The sequence below is a fragment of the Bradyrhizobium guangxiense genome (genome assembly GCF_004114915.1).
Taxonomy (GTDB): domain Bacteria; phylum Pseudomonadota; class Alphaproteobacteria; order Rhizobiales; family Xanthobacteraceae; genus Bradyrhizobium; species Bradyrhizobium guangxiense.
The window spans coordinates 5,591,623-5,607,592 of sequence record NZ_CP022219.1; the positions used below are offsets into that span (position 1 = coordinate 5,591,623).

Annotated in this window: 17 protein-coding genes and 1 pseudogene; 8 read left to right on the forward strand and 10 right to left on the reverse strand. The window is 64.0% G+C overall.

The window, feature by feature from the left end:
* Positions 1 to 3: 3 nt before the first annotated feature.
* The 4 genes and pseudogenes from sufC to nifA all read right to left on the reverse strand — a co-directional run bounded on the left by sufC (position 4) and on the right by nifA (position 4,426).
* Positions 4 to 762 (reverse strand): Fe-S cluster assembly ATPase SufC, encoded by a 759-nt coding sequence (sufC, locus tag X268_RS26835; protein ID WP_128927718.1) that lies wholly within the window; start codon positions 760 to 762, stop codon positions 4 to 6.
* A 34-nt stretch (positions 763 to 796) separates the two neighbouring features.
* Positions 797 to 2,292, reverse strand: a pseudogene (gene sufB, locus X268_RS26840) (Fe-S cluster assembly protein SufB).
* Positions 2,293 to 2,344: 52 nt separating this feature from the next.
* Positions 2,345 to 2,539: a 4Fe-4S dicluster domain-containing protein gene (locus tag X268_RS26845; protein WP_100176004.1), complete on the reverse strand. Its 195-nt coding sequence runs from the start codon at positions 2,537 to 2,539 to the stop codon at positions 2,345 to 2,347.
* Positions 2,540 to 2,686: 147 nt separating this feature from the next.
* The gene (nifA, locus tag X268_RS26850) at positions 2,687 to 4,426 is read right to left on the reverse strand and encodes a nif-specific transcriptional activator NifA (RefSeq protein ID WP_128927719.1); all 1,740 of its coding nucleotides are present in this window, start codon (positions 4,424 to 4,426) and stop codon (positions 2,687 to 2,689) included.
* 72 nt (positions 4,427 to 4,498) lie between these two features.
* Between nifA and X268_RS39665 the strand changes: the two genes are divergently transcribed.
* Complete coding sequence (locus X268_RS39665; RefSeq protein ID WP_164937952.1) at positions 4,499 to 4,660, forward strand: hypothetical protein; 162 nt, start codon at positions 4,499 to 4,501, stop codon at positions 4,658 to 4,660.
* A 21-nt stretch (positions 4,661 to 4,681) separates the two neighbouring features.
* Here X268_RS39665 and X268_RS26855 read toward each other — a convergent pair whose 3' ends face one another.
* Positions 4,682 to 5,521 (reverse strand): SDR family NAD(P)-dependent oxidoreductase, encoded by an 840-nt coding sequence (locus tag X268_RS26855; protein WP_128927720.1) that lies wholly within the window; start codon positions 5,519 to 5,521, stop codon positions 4,682 to 4,684.
* A 48-nt stretch (positions 5,522 to 5,569) separates the two neighbouring features.
* The gene (locus tag X268_RS26860) at positions 5,570 to 5,800 is read right to left on the reverse strand and encodes a hypothetical protein (protein ID WP_128927721.1); all 231 of its coding nucleotides are present in this window, start codon (positions 5,798 to 5,800) and stop codon (positions 5,570 to 5,572) included.
* Positions 5,801 to 5,822: 22 nt separating this feature from the next.
* Here X268_RS26860 and X268_RS26865 point away from each other — a divergent pair, with 22 nt between their 5' ends.
* Both X268_RS26865 and X268_RS26870 read left to right on the forward strand, forming a co-directional pair.
* On the forward strand, positions 5,823 to 6,659 hold the full coding sequence (locus tag X268_RS26865; RefSeq protein ID WP_128927722.1) for a xanthine dehydrogenase: 837 nt from the start codon (positions 5,823 to 5,825) through the stop codon (positions 6,657 to 6,659).
* On the forward strand, positions 6,656 to 6,850 hold the full coding sequence (locus tag X268_RS26870) for a (2Fe-2S)-binding protein (protein ID WP_128927723.1): 195 nt from the start codon (positions 6,656 to 6,658) through the stop codon (positions 6,848 to 6,850). Before X268_RS26865 ends, X268_RS26870 begins: the two co-directional genes overlap by 4 nt.
* A gap of 40 nt (positions 6,851 to 6,890) precedes the next feature.
* Here the strand turns inward: X268_RS26870 and X268_RS26875 are convergent, their stop codons facing one another.
* On the reverse strand, positions 6,891 to 7,754 hold the full coding sequence (locus tag X268_RS26875) for an alpha/beta fold hydrolase (protein ID WP_128927724.1): 864 nt from the start codon (positions 7,752 to 7,754) through the stop codon (positions 6,891 to 6,893).
* Positions 7,755 to 7,762: 8 nt separating this feature from the next.
* Positions 7,763 to 10,270 carry an alpha/beta hydrolase gene (locus X268_RS26880; protein WP_128927725.1) on the reverse strand — a complete coding sequence of 836 codons (2,508 nt, stop codon included), beginning with the start codon at positions 10,268 to 10,270 and terminating at the stop codon, positions 7,763 to 7,765.
* A gap of 131 nt (positions 10,271 to 10,401) precedes the next feature.
* Here X268_RS26880 and X268_RS26885 point away from each other — a divergent pair, with 131 nt between their 5' ends.
* The 5 genes from X268_RS26885 to X268_RS26905 all read left to right on the forward strand — a co-directional run bounded on the left by X268_RS26885 (position 10,402) and on the right by X268_RS26905 (position 13,803).
* Entirely contained in the window at positions 10,402 to 11,328 is a 927-nt protein-coding gene (locus X268_RS26885) for an alpha/beta fold hydrolase (RefSeq protein WP_128927726.1), read from the forward strand.
* Positions 11,325 to 11,927, forward strand: coding sequence for a hypothetical protein (locus X268_RS26890; RefSeq protein ID WP_128927727.1), 603 nt, complete (start codon positions 11,325 to 11,327; stop codon positions 11,925 to 11,927). Before X268_RS26885 ends, X268_RS26890 begins: the two co-directional genes overlap by 4 nt.
* Positions 11,928 to 12,029: 102 nt before the next feature.
* Positions 12,030 to 12,677 carry a CoA transferase subunit A gene (locus X268_RS26895; RefSeq protein ID WP_128927728.1) on the forward strand — a complete coding sequence of 216 codons (648 nt, stop codon included), beginning with the start codon at positions 12,030 to 12,032 and terminating at the stop codon, positions 12,675 to 12,677.
* Positions 12,678 to 12,681: 4 nt separating this feature from the next.
* The gene (locus X268_RS26900) at positions 12,682 to 13,332 is read left to right on the forward strand and encodes a 3-oxoacid CoA-transferase subunit B (protein WP_128927729.1); all 651 of its coding nucleotides are present in this window, start codon (positions 12,682 to 12,684) and stop codon (positions 13,330 to 13,332) included.
* 12 nt (positions 13,333 to 13,344) lie between these two features.
* Positions 13,345 to 13,803, forward strand: a complete 459-nt coding sequence (locus tag X268_RS26905; protein WP_128927730.1) for a MaoC family dehydratase — start codon at positions 13,345 to 13,347, stop codon at positions 13,801 to 13,803.
* Positions 13,804 to 13,966: 163 nt separating this feature from the next.
* Here X268_RS26905 and fabI read toward each other — a convergent pair whose 3' ends face one another.
* Together fabI and X268_RS26915 are read right to left on the reverse strand one after the other, a co-directional pair.
* The gene (gene fabI / locus X268_RS26910; RefSeq protein WP_128927731.1) at positions 13,967 to 14,755 is read right to left on the reverse strand and encodes an enoyl-ACP reductase FabI; all 789 of its coding nucleotides are present in this window, start codon (positions 14,753 to 14,755) and stop codon (positions 13,967 to 13,969) included.
* Positions 14,752 to 15,966, reverse strand: coding sequence for an acetate/propionate family kinase (locus X268_RS26915; protein ID WP_128927732.1), 1,215 nt, complete (start codon positions 15,964 to 15,966; stop codon positions 14,752 to 14,754). The genes fabI and X268_RS26915 overlap by 4 nt, the downstream gene beginning before the upstream one ends.
* Positions 15,967 to 15,970 lie beyond the last annotated feature (4 nt).

Genomic DNA, 15,970 nt, shown 5'->3' on the forward strand with positions numbered 1-15,970 from the left:
GGATCACGCCGCTTCGTTCTGATACTGCGCGTAGCCCGTCGCCTCCAATTCGAGCGCGAGCTCCTTGCCGCCGGTCTTGACGATGCGGCCCGCCGACAGCACATGAACGACATCGGGCACGATGTAGTCGAGCAGTCTCTGGTAGTGGGTGATCACGATCATGCCGCGATCGGTGGCGCGCAGGCGATTGACGCCGTCAGCGACGATGCGCAGCGCGTCGATGTCGAGGCCCGAATCGGTCTCGTCGAGTACACATAGCTTCGGCTCCAGAAGCGCCATCTGCAGCGTCTCGTTGCGCTTCTTCTCGCCGCCGGAGAAGCCGACATTGAGCGGACGCTTCAGCATCTCCGGATCGATGTTGAGCTGCTTGGCAAGCTCGCGCACCCGTTTCAGCACGTCGGGCGACGACAGCTCCTCCTCGCCCCGCTTCTTGCGCTGGGCATTGAGGGCCGTGCGCAGGAATGTCAGCGTGGCGACACCGGGGATTTCGAGCGGGTATTGAAAGGCGAGGAACAGCCCCTTGGCGGCACGTTCGTCGGGGTCCATGGCAAGCAGGTCTTCACCATTGAAGAACACTTCACCGCCGGTGATCTCGTAGCCGGGCTTGCCTGACAGCACATAGGACAGCGTCGACTTGCCGGCGCCGTTCGGGCCCATGATCGCGTGGATCTCGCCCTTGTTCACGGTGAGGTCGAGCCCGTTCAAAATCTGACGACCGTCGATCTCGGCCTTCAGTCCGCGAATCTCCAGGAGCGCCGTCATCACACTTCTCCTTGCCTGCTGGGTCGGAAGATCGTCATCCGACGCTTCCTTCGAGCGAGATCGAGATCAGCTTCTGCGCTTCCACCGCGAACTCCATCGGCAGCTGCTGCAGCACGTCCTTGACGAAGCCGTTGACGACGAGGCCGACCGCCTCCTCCTGACTGAGCCCGCGCTGGATGCAGTAGAACAGCACGTCCTCGGAGATCTTCGAGGTCGTCGCCTCGTGCTCGAACGTCGCCGAGGAGTTCTTGGCCTCGATGTACGGCACGGTGTGCGCACCGCATTTGTCGCCGATCAGCAGCGAGTCGCAGGCGGTGAAGTTGCGTGCGCCGGTGGCTTTCCGGTGCGCGGTGACGAGGCCGCGATAGGTGTTCTGCGACCTGCCGGCGGCGATGCCCTTGGAGATGATGCGGCTCGACGTGTTCTTGCCGAGATGGATCATCTTGGTGCCGCTATCGACCTGCTGAAAGCCGTTCGAGATCGCGATCGAGTAGAACTCGCCGCGGGAATTGTCGCCGCGCAGGATGCAGCTCGGATATTTCCAGGTGATGGCCGAGCCCGTCTCCACCTGGGTCCAGGAGATCTTGGAGTTGGCGCCGCGGCAGTCGCCACGCTTGGTGACGAATTGTAGATGCCGCCCTTGCCTTCCGAATTGCCGGGATACCAGTTCTGCACCGTCGAATATTTGATCTCGGCATCGTCGAGCGCGACCAGCTCGACCACGGCCGCGTGCAGCTGGTTCTCGTCGCGCTGCGGCGCGGTGCAGCCTTCGAGATAGGAGACGTAGGCGCCCTTGTCGGCGATGATCAGCGTGCGCTCGAATTGGCCGGTGTTGCGCTCGTTGATGCGGAAATAGGTCGACAGCTCCATCGGGCAGCGCACGCCCGGCGGCACGTAGACGAACGAGCCGTCGGAGAACACCGCCGAATTCAGCGTCGCATAGAAATTGTCCGAGGTCGGGACCACCGAGCCCAGATATTTCTGCACCAATTCAGGGTGCTCGCGGATCGCCTCGGAGATCGGCATGAAGATCACGCCGGCCTTCTTCAGTTCGGCCTTGAACGTGGTTGCAACCGAGACCGAGTCGAACACCGCATCGACCGCGATCTTGCGGCGGGCGGGATCTTCCTCACCCACCTTCGGCTCGACGCCTTCGAGCATGGCGACTTCCCGCAAGGGAATGCCGAGCTTCTCGTAGGTCTTCAGGATCTCGGGATCGATCTCGTCGAGCGAGGAGACCGTTTTCTTCGGCTTCGGCGCCGCGTAGTAATAGAGATCCTGGAAGTCGATCTTGGGATAGTCGACGCGCGCCCAGGTCGGCTCCTGCATGGTCAGCCAGCGCCGATAGGCCTCGAGCCGCCACTGCAGCATCCAGGCGGGTTCGTTCTTCTTCTGCGAGATGAATTTTACGATCTCTTCCGACAGCCCCTTGGGGGCCTTCTCGGTGTCGATCAGGGTCTCAAACCCATAACGATACTGGTCGACGTCGATGCCGCGGACCCGTTCGATGGTCTCCTGAACCGCCGCCATCTATCGCTCCGTCCGCAGGGGAGATTTCGCAACCCGCGTCATCGACTGTCCCTCAGGCCGGAATGCAGGTGTCAGGCACCGGGCAGACGGCCGCGCATTGCGCCGTGTCGAAATGCCCTTCGCACTCGGTGCACTTCTTCGGATCAATCACGTACATGTCGCGCTTGAGGCTGATTGCGGCGTTCGGGCACTCGAACTCACACGCGCCGCATACCGTGCATTGCGAGGCGACGATCTTGTAGGACATGTGTTCGACTCCTTGAGCAGGCGATGCCGTTGGACACCTTCCTTTCAAGCGTCGTGCCAACCGTGAAGCGTCGGAAATTCAACGACTATTTGCGCGGAGCCCGGTTGTCGTGGCCCCGACAGCATGTCGCATCTGCGACAGTCGCCGTCAGAGCCGCTTGACCTCGATGCCGTGCTTCTTTAGCGCGTAGCCGATCTGTCGCGGCGTGAGGCCGAGCAGGCGCGCGGCCTTGGCCTGAACCCAGCCGGACTTCTCCATGGCGGCCACGACGCTGTCGCGGTCGGTCGCGCTGCCGGCCGTCGAGACGGCTGCACTGCCCGATCCCGGCGCCACCGGCGCGACAACCGGCGGAGGTCCGCCGGCAACCTTCTCGCGCACAGCGCCGGCGGGAAGCACGGCCAGCGGCACGATCGGCAACGAGCGCTGCTGCGGGCTTTCGGACGTCCCCTTCCACAACATCGCAGACAGGCACTGGCTGTGGCAGCACGCGAAATCGTTCCGAACGATTTCCGGACCCGGAGCCAGCGTCGCCGTGCGCTGCACGCAATTCTCGAGCTCGCGCACGTTGCCGGGGAAACCGCAGCCCATCAGAACCTCGATCGCGTGCCGATCGAAGCTCAACGTGCGGCCGTTCTCGGTATTGAAGTTCTTCAGGAATTCGTTGGCAAGAAGCGGAATGTCGCTGCGCCGCTCGCGCAGCGGCGGCAGCATCATCGGCACCACGCTGATGCGGTAATAGAGATCGGCGCGGAACTCGTTGCGCGCGACCGCCTCTTCCAGATTGCGGTTGGTCGCAGCGATGACGCGGACATCGACCTTGATGGTCTGGTTGCCGCCGACCCGCTCGAATTCCTGCTCCTGCAACACCCGAAGGAGCTTGGCCTGGAACGAGGCCGAAATCTCGCCGATCTCGTCGAGGAACAGGGTGCCCTTGTCGGCGAGCTCGAATCTGCCCTTGCGGGAATTCAGCGCGCCCGTGAAGGCGCCTTTCTCGTGACCGAACAGCTCGGACTCCAGCACCGATTCCGGCAGCGCTGCGCAATTGATCTTGATGAAGGGACGCTTCGCCCGCGGCGACAATTCGTGAATCGCCTTCGCGATCAGCTCCTTGCCGGTGCCGGATTCGCCCCGCAGCAGCACCGTCGAATTCGACTTTGCCACCACCGCGATCTTTTCCAGCAGCCCACGCAGGGCCGGGCTGTCGCCGATGATGCCTTCGACGTGAACCCGGCGGCGATCGCGCGTCGGCTTAAGCTCGGACAGCTCCTTCTGCAGGCGATAACTCTCGTGCATCAGCCGCTCGCGGTCCTGCGCGACGACGCGGTGCAGCTTCACGGTCTGGCCAACCAGATTGGCGATCATGGTCAGCAGGCGGACGTCGGAATGGAGCCGGTACAGCGGTCGCTCGTCCCAGATCCGGTCGATCGTCAGCGTGCCGACGACCTTGGAATCGCTGCGGATCGGCACGCCGATGAACGACACGCGCGTGGTCTCCGACGCCCCCAGGGTCTCCACGTCCGCGGGGCTGAAGGCGGGATGGTTCGCGATGTTTTCCGCGACCAGCGGCATGGCGGTCGCGACGATCTGGTCGACCGCCTTTTGCGGCAGCCGTCCGCGGTAGCGCTCATCGCTGCCCTCGCTCCAGCCGGCTCCCACCGCCAGATCGGGAACGCCGTCGTCGGCGAGCAGCGCGACGACGCCGTGACGCATCTGCAGGAACGACTGCAAAAGGTTAACAACGTTGGCGAGCGTGGTCTCCAACCGCGTCGGCGCCGTCAATATCTTCGAGATCTCGAAGATGCCGGTCAGCGCAATCTCGTTCAGCGGCACGAGTGGCGCGATCTGATCAGCCGGTGCGCGTTCAAGCATGGGAGCAGCGTGCAGCATGACGGAATCTCCGTTCCCTGTTACATCCTCCCCGCGGTCTTCTTTGGAATTTGTCGTATTCTGATTCATGTCATGTCGGGAGTCGCGCTCAACTTGTCAGCATCGCTGCAAAAAGATTCCGTCGCACTTGCACGCTTTGTCATCCGTTTCGCGGAATTTACCGTCGGAAAGGGCGACAGGCACGAAAGAGGGATCACCACATTGATCCAGCGCAAATCGGCAAAGTTTCTTTGACGATAAGCGCTTGCCGCTCGATCACACGTGCTGTCCTCCGTTGATTGGTACTTCAGCACCTGTGACGTAGCTGGCCGCATCCGAGCACAGGAAGAAGATCACCTTCGCCACCTCGTCGGGCGTTCCGACACGGTGCAGCGGGATGATCGGCGCAAGCTGGGCCTCGGTCTCCGGCGACAGGATATCGGTCTTGATCTCGCCGGGCGCAATCGCGTTGACGCGAATTCCAAACGGCGCGTAGTCGTGCGCCATCTCGCGGGTGAGGCACGCGAGCGCGGCTTTCGACGTCGCATAGGCCGTGCCGGCAAACGGGTGCACCCGTGAGCCCACGATCGAGGTGACGTTGACGATCGAACCGGCGGCTCGCTTCAACTCCTCCACAAGGCCCTGCGCGAACAGGACCGGCGCGAGCAGGTTGACGTGGAATACGCTCATCCAGGTTTCCACCGGCGTCGTCAGCGAATTCAGCCGCGAGCCGTCGGCGGACTTGGGCGAGATGCCGGCATTGTTGATCAACGCATGCAGCGGTCCGCCGTCGAGCCGCTCCTTGATCTCGGCGACTGCGCGCGGCAGGGCGCGGTGGTCGCTCAATTCGACCTGCACATGATTGTCCGTCCCTGAATCCCACGGACATCGCTCACCATCGAAGGGCTGCCGGGAGCAGGTGATGATCCGCCAGCCGGCCTCGGAGAACAGTTTTCCCGTCGCATGGCCGATGCCGCGCGACGCGCCGGTCAGCACCAGCGTCTTCCGTTCGCCACCTTGCGCGCGCGATTTGTCGGCATGAAACGGGCACAAAGCGAGATCTGGCGCGGAGGCGCCACCCGGCGCAGCATCGCGATCCAGCAGATCGAGCGTCACGTCAGCTCCTCACTGCGTCCGATCGGACGCTCGACGAATACGACAGGATCAACTTTGCAGGATTTGGGCCACGCCTCCATCGTCGCGGTTTTCCCCGCTTGATGTCGGCTTTTCGACACGATGAAAGGTTTGCAACACGCTCGCGTGTGCTTTCGGACCAGATCGGCGCGCGACGGCTTTGTGAATGTTGATCGGCAGTTGAGCACTCTTTTTCAATCGTTCCAAATGGCCCGGCTCTTGCTCTTCCTGGTCCGGGCCGGCTCGCGCCTTGCTGCACATTTCTCTGCAACCGTGGTTTCAAATGTCCCAGCCGAACGACCAACGACTCTTTGCTGTTATCCTCGGCACCAACGAGATCGCCTCCGCGACCGCCATCCAGCTCGTCCGCGCTGGATATTGTGTGGTGCTGTCGCACGATCCGGATCCCCCGGTGATCCGACGCAAGATGGCCTTTCACGACGCACTCTACACCGACACCGCACAGCTCGAGGAGTTCGTGGCGGAACGGGTGGACGACGGCGTGCAGGTCTATCAGGCGCTGGGCCGGCCGCCGCAGATCCTGGTAACCTGGCTCGGCCTGCTCGACCTGCCCCCGGTCCGCCACATCGCCCTGCTGATCGACGCCCGCCTGCAGAAGCGCCGCATCACACCCGACCTCAGACGGCTCGCCCGGTTGACGATCGGGCTCGGCCCCGGCTTCTCCTCGACCTCCAATTGCGACGTTGCGGTGGAGACCCGGCCCGGCAAGATCGGGCTCGTGACCGACACGCGCTGGACCGACGCTGCCGATGGTGTGGCGAGTTCGCTGGGCGAAGTCGGTGCAGAACGTTTCGTCTACTCGCAGTGCGCGGGACGCTGGCACACGCCGATCGAGATCGGCACCCGAGTCTACAGGGATCTGGTGCTCGGCCATCTGTCCGGCGTTCCGGTGCTTGCGCCGCGTGACGGTATTTTGCGAGGCATCGCCCGCGACGGCAGCGAGGTCCCTGCCGGCGTGAAGCTGCTGGAGGTCGATCCCCGCGGCCGCGATGCCCAATGGACGGGAACAGACCAGCGCGGACGCGCCATTGCCGATGCGATAGCCGCCGCCATCAGGCTCTACGCCGCTCGCCGCTCGACACACTGGAACCCGGCATGATCGTCTGTTCCTGCAACGTCATCAGCGATCACGACATCAGAGGCGCCGTGTCGATCGACGACGAGCTTTGCTCGACGGCGCAGGTCTACGACTGCCTTGGCTGCACGGTCAGGTGCGGACGATGCTCACAAGCGGTGAGGCGAATCCTCGAGGAGCAGCCGGCCCGCGATATTCGCGGGATTGGCGCGTAGCGGCGCTCATCGTGAAGATGGTCGCTGTCGACGGCGAGTGTTACGCGGGAAGTCCGCCGAACCAGGCACCGAAATAGCCGGCATAGAGCGCGGGCCGCTCGAGATTCATCGAATGACCGATGCCGGGCACGATCACCAGCCGGCAGTCCGGCATCGCCTCGGTCATGGTGCGGAGATCGGAGGGCGCGATCCAGCCGTCCCATTCACCCCACAGCACGAGGTGCGGATGCCGGATTTCGGGCATGCGGCGCTCGAGCTCGCGGCTCTCCTTTTCGCGGGTCAGGTTCACCGGCGTTCCGATCCAGATCCCCTCCGATACGCCGAAGGTCTGCTCGATGATCCGGTCGAACAGCGTCTCGATCTCTCCACGCCCCTCGCGAAAGCGCGGGATCATGTTCGGTGCCATGCTCTCGGGGACGAACAGCGAAGAAGCGGCCGTCGCCATCACGGACCGCGTCAGCTCTTTGCTCGCCATCATGGCCCTGAACAGGCCGATCTGGTCGGTATTGAAGGCCATGCCGAGCGGCGTCACGGGATCGAGCGCGAAGACACGGCCGAAGCGCTGCGGTTGCTCGAGCAGCATCCTGGCGGCGATGATACCGCCGGTGGAATGCGTCGCGAGATGGCAATAGCCGATCTCGAGCGTATCGAGGGCCGCCAGCATGTCCTCGGCATGCTGCTGCATCGAGTAGTTGGAATAGTCCGCGGTCGGCCTCGGCCGGTCGCTATCGCCGCAGCCGCGCCAATCGATTCCAACCACGCGCAGCCCGGTCGGAAACAGCGGCGCGGCAAGCTCGATCCAGTCCTTGCTGGCGAGATTGCCGTGGATGAAGACGACGGTGACGTCGCCTCGTCCCCACTCGCGCCAGCCCAGCTGGACTTCGCCCGCCTGCACCCTCGGCATTGCCGGGCCTATTTGTTGAGGCCGGCCGTCGGCGCCGCTCCGGGCGGCGTCGGCGCCACCGGCAAGGCCGAGACAACGGAGCCCTTGATCATGCGATCGGTGCCAAGCGGCGACGAGGTGTCGACCGTCCCCTTGGTCACGAAGTCGACGACATCCGCGGCGTATTCCACCGGATTGTCGGTGTGGATGAAGTGCCCGGTCTCCGGATAGATCTTGAGCATCGGCCGGTTGCCGGCGTTGGTCATGCGCGTCATGAACGGCGTGATGACGTCGCGGCCGAGGTCCGTCAGCCCGTTGAACGCGGGCGTCGGAATGAACGGCTCCTTGTCGCCGAACGCCAGGAAGATCGGCGCCTTGATCTGGGTGACCCGCTCATAGAGATTCTTCGGGTCGTCCTGCTGGAGTTCGGCACCGATGGTATAGATGTCGAAGATGAAGACGTTGCACCATTGCTCGAGCTCCTTCGGGTTGCCCTTGGTGAGCCCGACGCGCTGCTCGGTGTGGAAGCGGGCATATTCGCTGTCGCTGAAGAAGTAGCCGCTCTTGGCAGCCGACACCACGCCGGTGTCCGGGTCACGCTTCTTGAAATAGAAGAAGTCGCGGATGTTCTGCTCGCTGCGCGCCTTTTCCGCGGCGAGAATTTCGGTCTGATCCCAGACCTTCTTCCACTTGTCGAAGTCGCGGCCGAGCCCGTCGGCGAAGAGAGGCGCCTTCTTGTCCTTGGCGATGGTGATCTCGCGCGGATATTCCTCGAGGCCGGACGGCGCTTCCAAGGCGAGGCCCTGCACCGCATCGGGCCAGGTGAGTGCGTAGCCCACTACGAACTGGCCACCGAGCGAGTGGCCGAGATAGTACGCCTTCTTGACGCCGAGCTGATTGACCACGAGGTCATAGATCACCTCTCGCATGTCCTGCATGGTGCGAGCCGGACTCTTGTCGACATTGCCGGGTCCCGACATGCCGTAGTGCGGCAGATCGGGCACGATCACGCGCAGGCCGCTGCGCAGCGCATACTGCATGATGTTGCCGTAATGGCCGCCGAACGCGCCCTTGCCGTGGATGATGACGAGCACCTTCGGATCCTTGTCGGTGCCGGCATACTCGTCCATGTAGCCGATCTCCCAGGAATTGCCGCTCTTGTCCTTGGCAGTGCCGAATTTGACCGGGTAGGGATAGGTCACATACGCTTTCCAGAACGACTTCTTGGGATCGATGGTCTGGGCGACGTCGGGGACGCGATAGTTCTTGTCGACGAATTTCTGGGCACGATCTAGCGCCGCTACGTCATCCATGAAGGCGACGAACTTCGGATCGTTCTTGCGCTGGTTGATGATCGGGAACACGCCGTAATGCGCGACCGGGCTCTCCTGTGCGATGAGGTCAGCGCCGGGCACGCGATCAACGGCCTTCTGCGCCAGCTTGAAGTTCAGCCAGAGGTCGTTGGTGATGTGCATCACCAGCGTCCGGGCCTGAATGCGACCGAGATAGGGATTGACGTTGTGGGTCTCGCCGACCCGGTTGCGCCAGACGAGGTCGACCGCGTCGTAGAGCTTGGCGCGATTGGTGACGTTGAGGCCGGCCTTCTCGTTCGGCGGATCCCAATAGAAAATCTCGGGCTGCACAGCCGCCCAGTTCTGGGTCGTGCGGAAGGCGAAGTCATAGCCGGTCATGCCGAGGATCGACCAGCCGAAGGCCACGCCCGGCACCGGATGCTTCTCCTTGGGCAGCTTGTAATAATCGCCCTTGGTTGCCTGCCAGACCGGATCGCCCTGGATCGCGGCCGTCATCATCTGGAAGGTCCAGTTGCCGACGGGATCGTCGCCATCCGATTGCGTCGTGCCGCCGATCGGCATCAGGGCGCTGACATATTCCGGATGCATCACGCCCCAGACATAAGTCTGCGTGCCGCCCATGGAGACGCCGGTTACCAGTGCAACGCGCGCCACCTTCAGCTCGTCGCGCAGCAAGCGGTAGTTCGCCTGCACCATGTCGTAGTAGCTGTATTGCGGAAACTTGATGCCGAGGCCGTCGGACGGCTTGCTCGCGCCCCACGTGCCGAGCGGATCGACCATGATGACATAGTAGCGGTCCGTGTCGATCGGCCGGCCCGGACCGATGATGGGCACACCACCCGACAATGGCGCACCCTTGACCCACTGCTCGTACATATCGGTGGAATCGCCGGAATAGTAGGAGTTGATCACGATGGCATTTGTGATCTCGCCGGCCGCGTTGCGCCGGGCGTTGCCGACGGCGATGTAAGCGGTGCGCAGCTTGCCGGCGCCAAGCGATTCCAGCGTGACACCGCCCTCGCCGCCGTTCTCCCATTTGGAGGGTTCGGACAGGTCATACTTGCCGCCAAGGCGAAAGTTGGCGATCTCGTAGGTCTTCTTCAGCCCGTCATGCTGCACCTGTGACGAGCGGCGGGGGAAAGGCTGTGCGGTTGCGATCGCCGTGCCGAGCAGCAGCACGATCAGGCCCAACACGCAACGCTGCAACGCGTCTTGTCCGGTCATGATGCGGTCCTCCCTGGAAGATTTTCCCGAAACGCTAGGCAGCGCGGCCAGGGGAGGTTTGATCTAACTCAATGGAATCTGCTCGGGCGGATCGAGGATCGCGGGCATCAGACCACCGGTAATATCCCGCGATGCCCTTCCTCAGCCACGGCTCATATCGGATCCGCTATGAGCTCGACGGGCCGGCGGGTGCGCCGGCCTATGTGCTCGTGAACGGGTTGACGCAATATTCCGAGTTGTGGGGCGCCTATCGCGAGGCCTTGTCGGCGCGGGGCTTTCGCGTTGCGACCTTCGATCTGCTCGGCCAGGGCGCCTCCGACAAGCCGACGCTCTTCATCAGCCAGGACGACCAGGTCACAGCCTTGCGCCTCCTGATCGACGAGCTTGGGGACGGTCCGGTCTTTCTGAGCGGGATCAGCTTCGGCGGCCTGATCGCACTGCAGTATGCGATCGAGCATGGCAAGCGACTGTCCGGGCTGGTGCCGATGAGCTGCTTTGCGGAGCTGTCGCCCCAACTCCTGCTGCTTGGCAATGCGCTGCGGACCGCGCTGATCCTCGGCGGCACAAGTTCCCTCCAGGACCTGCTGCTGCCGATGAACCTCTCGGACCAATGGCTGAAGCCGCTGCTGGACAAGCTCGACGGCGTCAAGCGCCAGGGCTGGCTGGTCAACGACGTCTACGCGCTCCAGAACCTGATGGAATCCTTCCTCGACTTCCAGCCGCTCACGCCACGCCTGTCCGCGATCGCAGCCCCGACCATGATCCTCAACGGCGAGTTCGATTTCCTGACGCCGCGCGGCCTGCACGAAACGTTGCGCGTCGAAATTCCCAACAGCGCCCTGGTGATCATGCCCAAGGCCTACCACGCCTTCACGCTGGAGAAAGGCGCGGTGACGGCGGATCTGCTGGCGCGCTTTGCCGACGACGTGCTGGCCGGGCGCTGGCAAGGCAACAAGACCGTCTGGGTGGCACCGGAAGAGCCCGGCGGCGAGCTGACGCCGTTTCCCGAGGGTTACGACCATCTGCGCGCCATCCCGGTCAGAAGAGCAATGCCATGAGCGTCTTCCTCGGTCCGCTCGATCTCGACGGCCGTATCCCGCCGCGCCAGCAGACGCGGGTCGGCGCATTCCTGGTCTCGGCGCACGGCGCCCTTGCCCGACAATTCGCTTTCGCACTGCCCCTGAAGCTTGAGGCGGCCTGGCAGACCGAACTGAACGCGCAGTTCTACCGCGAGAGCGAGATCGTCTCGCTGCTGATACGCGCCACCTCCTGGGTCCCGGATCTCGCGCTGGGATACATGGCCCTATCCTGGGAGACCGCCTGGCTTCCTGCGCCCATCGCGGGAATCGCAGACCCTCACCTGGCCCCGGCGGTTCACCTCGCAACCCTGGCTCATGCCGTCCACGCCGGCATCCGGCCGGCCGCGCTGCTCCCGATCGAAGCCAATCCGCAGGATCCCTTCGTCATGGCCCTGCGCCGCATCGAATTCGAGAGCGGCCGGCTGCTGCAGGCGCAGATCCTGTTCCTCAAGAGCGCCGACCTCGCGCCACATCGGGAAGCAGTGAGCGCGGCACTTGAACAGCGTCACGCCGGCATTCGCAAGCTCTGGCGCGAGACACTCGCGAGCATCGGCATCGACCTGTCCGGATCGGAATGATCCGGAAGTCTTGACGCAGATCAAGGGAGGGCGACCACCGGCCGCCAACATCGGCGCGTTGTCGCCCTTCTGCCCATCGCCGGCCGACCGGGAGTTTCGATCATGAAGGCTGTTTCCGTCGAAGAAGCCGTTGCGATGATCCCGGCGGGCGCCAGCGTCATGGTTGGCGGATTCATGGGTGTCGGCACTCCCGAGCGGCTGCTCGACGAGGTCGTGCGCCAGAGGAAGACGGGCTTGACCCTGATTTCGAACGACGCGGCCACACCCGGCAAGGGCGTCGGCAAGCTGTTCGATCAGGCCCTGGTGTCGAAGCTGACGGCAACGCATATCGGCCTCAATCCGAAGGCGCAGCAGCAGATGCTGGCGAACCAGATCGCCGTCGATCTCGTGCCGCAAGGCTCGTTCGTCGAGCGCATCCGCGCCGGCGGATGCGGTCTCGGCGGCGTGCTGACGCCGACCGGCGTCGGAACACTGGTGGCCGAAGGCAAGCGCCAGATCGAAGTCGACGGCAAGCCATTCCTGCTGGAAACGGCGCTGCGGGCGCAATTCGCGCTGGTGCACGCCTTCCTCGCCGATTACCTCGGCAACCTCGCCTATGCGCTCACCTCGCGCAATTTCAACCCGGTCATGGCGATGGCGGCCGACACCGTCATCGTGACGGCGGAGCATATCGTCCCGGTCGGCGTGATCGCGCCCGACCACGTCGTCACCCCCGCGCCGCTCGTCGACTATCTCATCACCAACGGGTGACATCATGGATCCCCAGATCATCATCGCCCGGCGCGTCGCCAAGGAGCTGAGAGACGGCAACCTCGTCAATCTCGGCATCGGCATTCCGACCCTGGTCGCCAACTACGTGCCGCCGGACCTGAAGGTGTTCTTCCAGTCGGAGAATGGACTGATCGGCACCGGGCCGATTCCCGAGCAGGGCATGGCGCATCCGACACTCACCGATGCCGGCGGGCGCCCGATCAGCGCGCTGCCGGGCGCCTCCACCTTCGACAGCGCGATGTCGTTCGGACTGATCCGTGGCGGCCACGTCGATGTCACCGTGCTCGGCGGCCTGCAGGTCGACGCGCACGGCCATCTCGCCAACTGGATGATCCCGGGCAAGATGGTGCCGGGCATGGGCGGCGCAATGGACCTCGTCAGCGGCGCCAAACGCGTGATCGTCGCCATGCAGCACGCGGCGAAAGGCAAGTCGAAGATCGTGGCGAAATGCTCCTTGCCACTGACCTCGGCGCGCCCCGTCAACCTCGTCGTGACAGACCTGGCCGTGATCGGTTTTCCCGATGGCAGAGCGACGTTGCTGGAAACCGCGCCCGGCATAAGCATCGGCGAGGTCCTGGCGCTGACGGAGGCCGAGCTCGCCATCCCCGACGATGTTCCGGAAATGAAGCTCTGAACAGGTCAACCCATGCGCATATTCAGCGACTTCGACGAGATCAAATCCGCGGTCGGCACCGAGATCGGCGCCAGCGACTGGATCGAGATCACGCAGGACCGCATCAACCAGTTCGCCGAGGCGACCTGCGACGAGCAATGGATCCATGTCGACCAGGAGCGCGCCAGGCAGGAGATGCCGGGCGGCAAGACCATCGCCCATGGCCTGCTCTCGCTGGCCCTTGCCCCGCTGTTCATCCGCTCGGTCATCGGCCTGAAGGGGCTGCGCAACACGCTGAACTACGGTGCGGACCGGATCCGATATCTCGCGCCGGTGCCGGCGGGCTCGAAGCTGCGCGGCCGGGTCACGATTGCGGAAGCGGAGGACGTGCCGCCGGACGGGCTGCGCGTCAACTACCACCTCGTGATCGAGATCGAGGGTGGCAAGAAGCCGGCCTGCATCGCCGAACTGATCGCGCTGCACTACCGCTGAACCGAAAACGTCTAAAACAACCCCATGCACAGTAGACATGGGGTTGATTTGACTGCGCTTTTTTGTTCGCTCGGAACCGTCTTCGGCCAAAGCACAGGCAGGATGCATCGCCGGCCGAAGGGCCGGACGGCCCAGCCCGGCGCGGCAATGCGCCGCCGCACGATCAATCGATGATGTGATAGCCGCCGTCGATATAGAGCACGCCGCCGGTAATCAGCTTGGCACCGTCGAGCGCCAGGAACGCGGTGGCATTGCCGACATCGTCGATGCTGACGAGACTGCGCGAGGGCGCCTTGGATTGCGCCTTGTCCATCAGCTCGTCGAATTCCGGAATACCTGAGGCGGCGCGGGTGGCGAGCGGTCCTGGCGAAATGGCGTGGACCCGGATGCCCTTCGGACCCAATTCGGCGGCGGCATAGCGGACCGAAGCTTCGAGGGCGGCCTTGGCGACGCCCATGATGTTGTAGTTCTCCACCACCATCTGGCTGCCGTAGTAGGTCATGGTGAACATCGTGCCGCCGTTCTTCATCAAGGGTTCGGCAAGATGCGCCATGCGCAGGAACGACCAGCAGGAGACGTCCATGGTCTTCAGGAAGCCGTCGCGGCCGACATCGACGACGCGGCCGTGCAATGCCTCCTTCGGCGAGAAGGCGATGGAGTGAAGCAGGAAATCGAGCTGCCCCCACTCCGACTTGATCCGCTCGAATACCGCCTCGGTCTGGCCTTCGACCATGACGTCGAGCGGCAGGAAGATCGGCGCCTCCAGCGCCTGCGCGAGCGGCTCGACGTGCTTCTTGGCACGGTCGTTGAGATAGGTGACGGCGAGCTCGGCGCCGAGCGCGCGAAACGCCCTGGCGCAGCCCCAGGCGATCGACTGGTCGTTGGCGATGCCGACGACGAGGCCCTTCTTCCCCTTCAGGGCGACGTTGCTGTCCGGAAATACTGGGATCATGACACCCTCTCAGGTCTGGAGTTGGGCGAATGCCCGTTCATCAACAGCGACAGCGTGTGCTGCGCGATCATCAGCTCTTCGTCGGTCGGGACGACGAAGACCGGGACAGGACTCGCCTTCGCCGAGATCAGCCGCGAATGGCGCGCGTTCTCCGCCGCATCGAGTGTCCCCCCGAGCCAGCCGAGCTGCTCCGCCACGCGTGCGCGGATGCCGCTCGAGTTTTCACCGATGCCAGCGGTGAAGACGAAGGCATCGATCCCCTGCAGTGCCGCGGCCAGCATGCCGGCATTGAGCCCGATGCGGTAGGCAAAATAGTCCACCGCCAGCTTGGCTTGCGGATCGGTGCTTGCCTCCAGCTCGCGCATGTCGTTGCTGATGCCGGAGAGACCTTTCAAACCGCACTCGCGATAGAGGAAGTCCTGCACCTTCGACGCCGTCAACCCCTTCGCGAACTGCAGGTAGAGCACGACCCCTGGGTCGAGCTGGCCGGGACGCGTGCCCATCGGCAGCCCGTCGAGCGCGGTGAAACCCATGGTGCTCTCGACGCTCAATCCACCCTTCATCGCGCACATCGAGGCGCCGCTGCCGAGATGGGCGACGATCACCCGGCGCTTTGCGATGTCTGGTGCGATCTGCGGCAGGGTCCTGGAGATGTACTCATAGGAGAGCCCGTGAAAGCCGTAGCGCCGCACGCCTTCGGCGTGGAGCTGGTGCGGAATGGCGTAGTGGTCGGCCAGCGGGCCGTGGGTGCGGTGGAACGCGGTATCGAAGCACGCGACCTGCGGCACCGTCGGGAAATTGGCGAGGATCGAGCGGATCGGGGCCAGATTGTGCGGCTGATGCAGCGGCGCCAGCGCGACGAAGCGCTCCAGCCGCGCCACCACGCCATGATCGACGAGAACCGGCCGCTCATAATCCGGCCCGCCATGGACGACACGATGGCCGACCGCCAATGGATGGATGCGCGCTTCGTTCCGGAGCCATGCCCCCGCGACATCCATCGCTGCCGGCACGTCCGGAATGGCCTCGATCGGATAGGCCCGGTCCGCCATGGGATCGTTGTCTGCCCTGGTCGCCCGTAAGCGCGGCCGGCTGCCGATGCCGTCCACCTGACCTTTGATCAGGCGGCGCAGAGCGCCCTCACCCTCGACCGCAAAGACCTGGAACTTGACGCTCGAGGAGCCGGCGTTGACGACGAGGATGCTGTCCATGGCG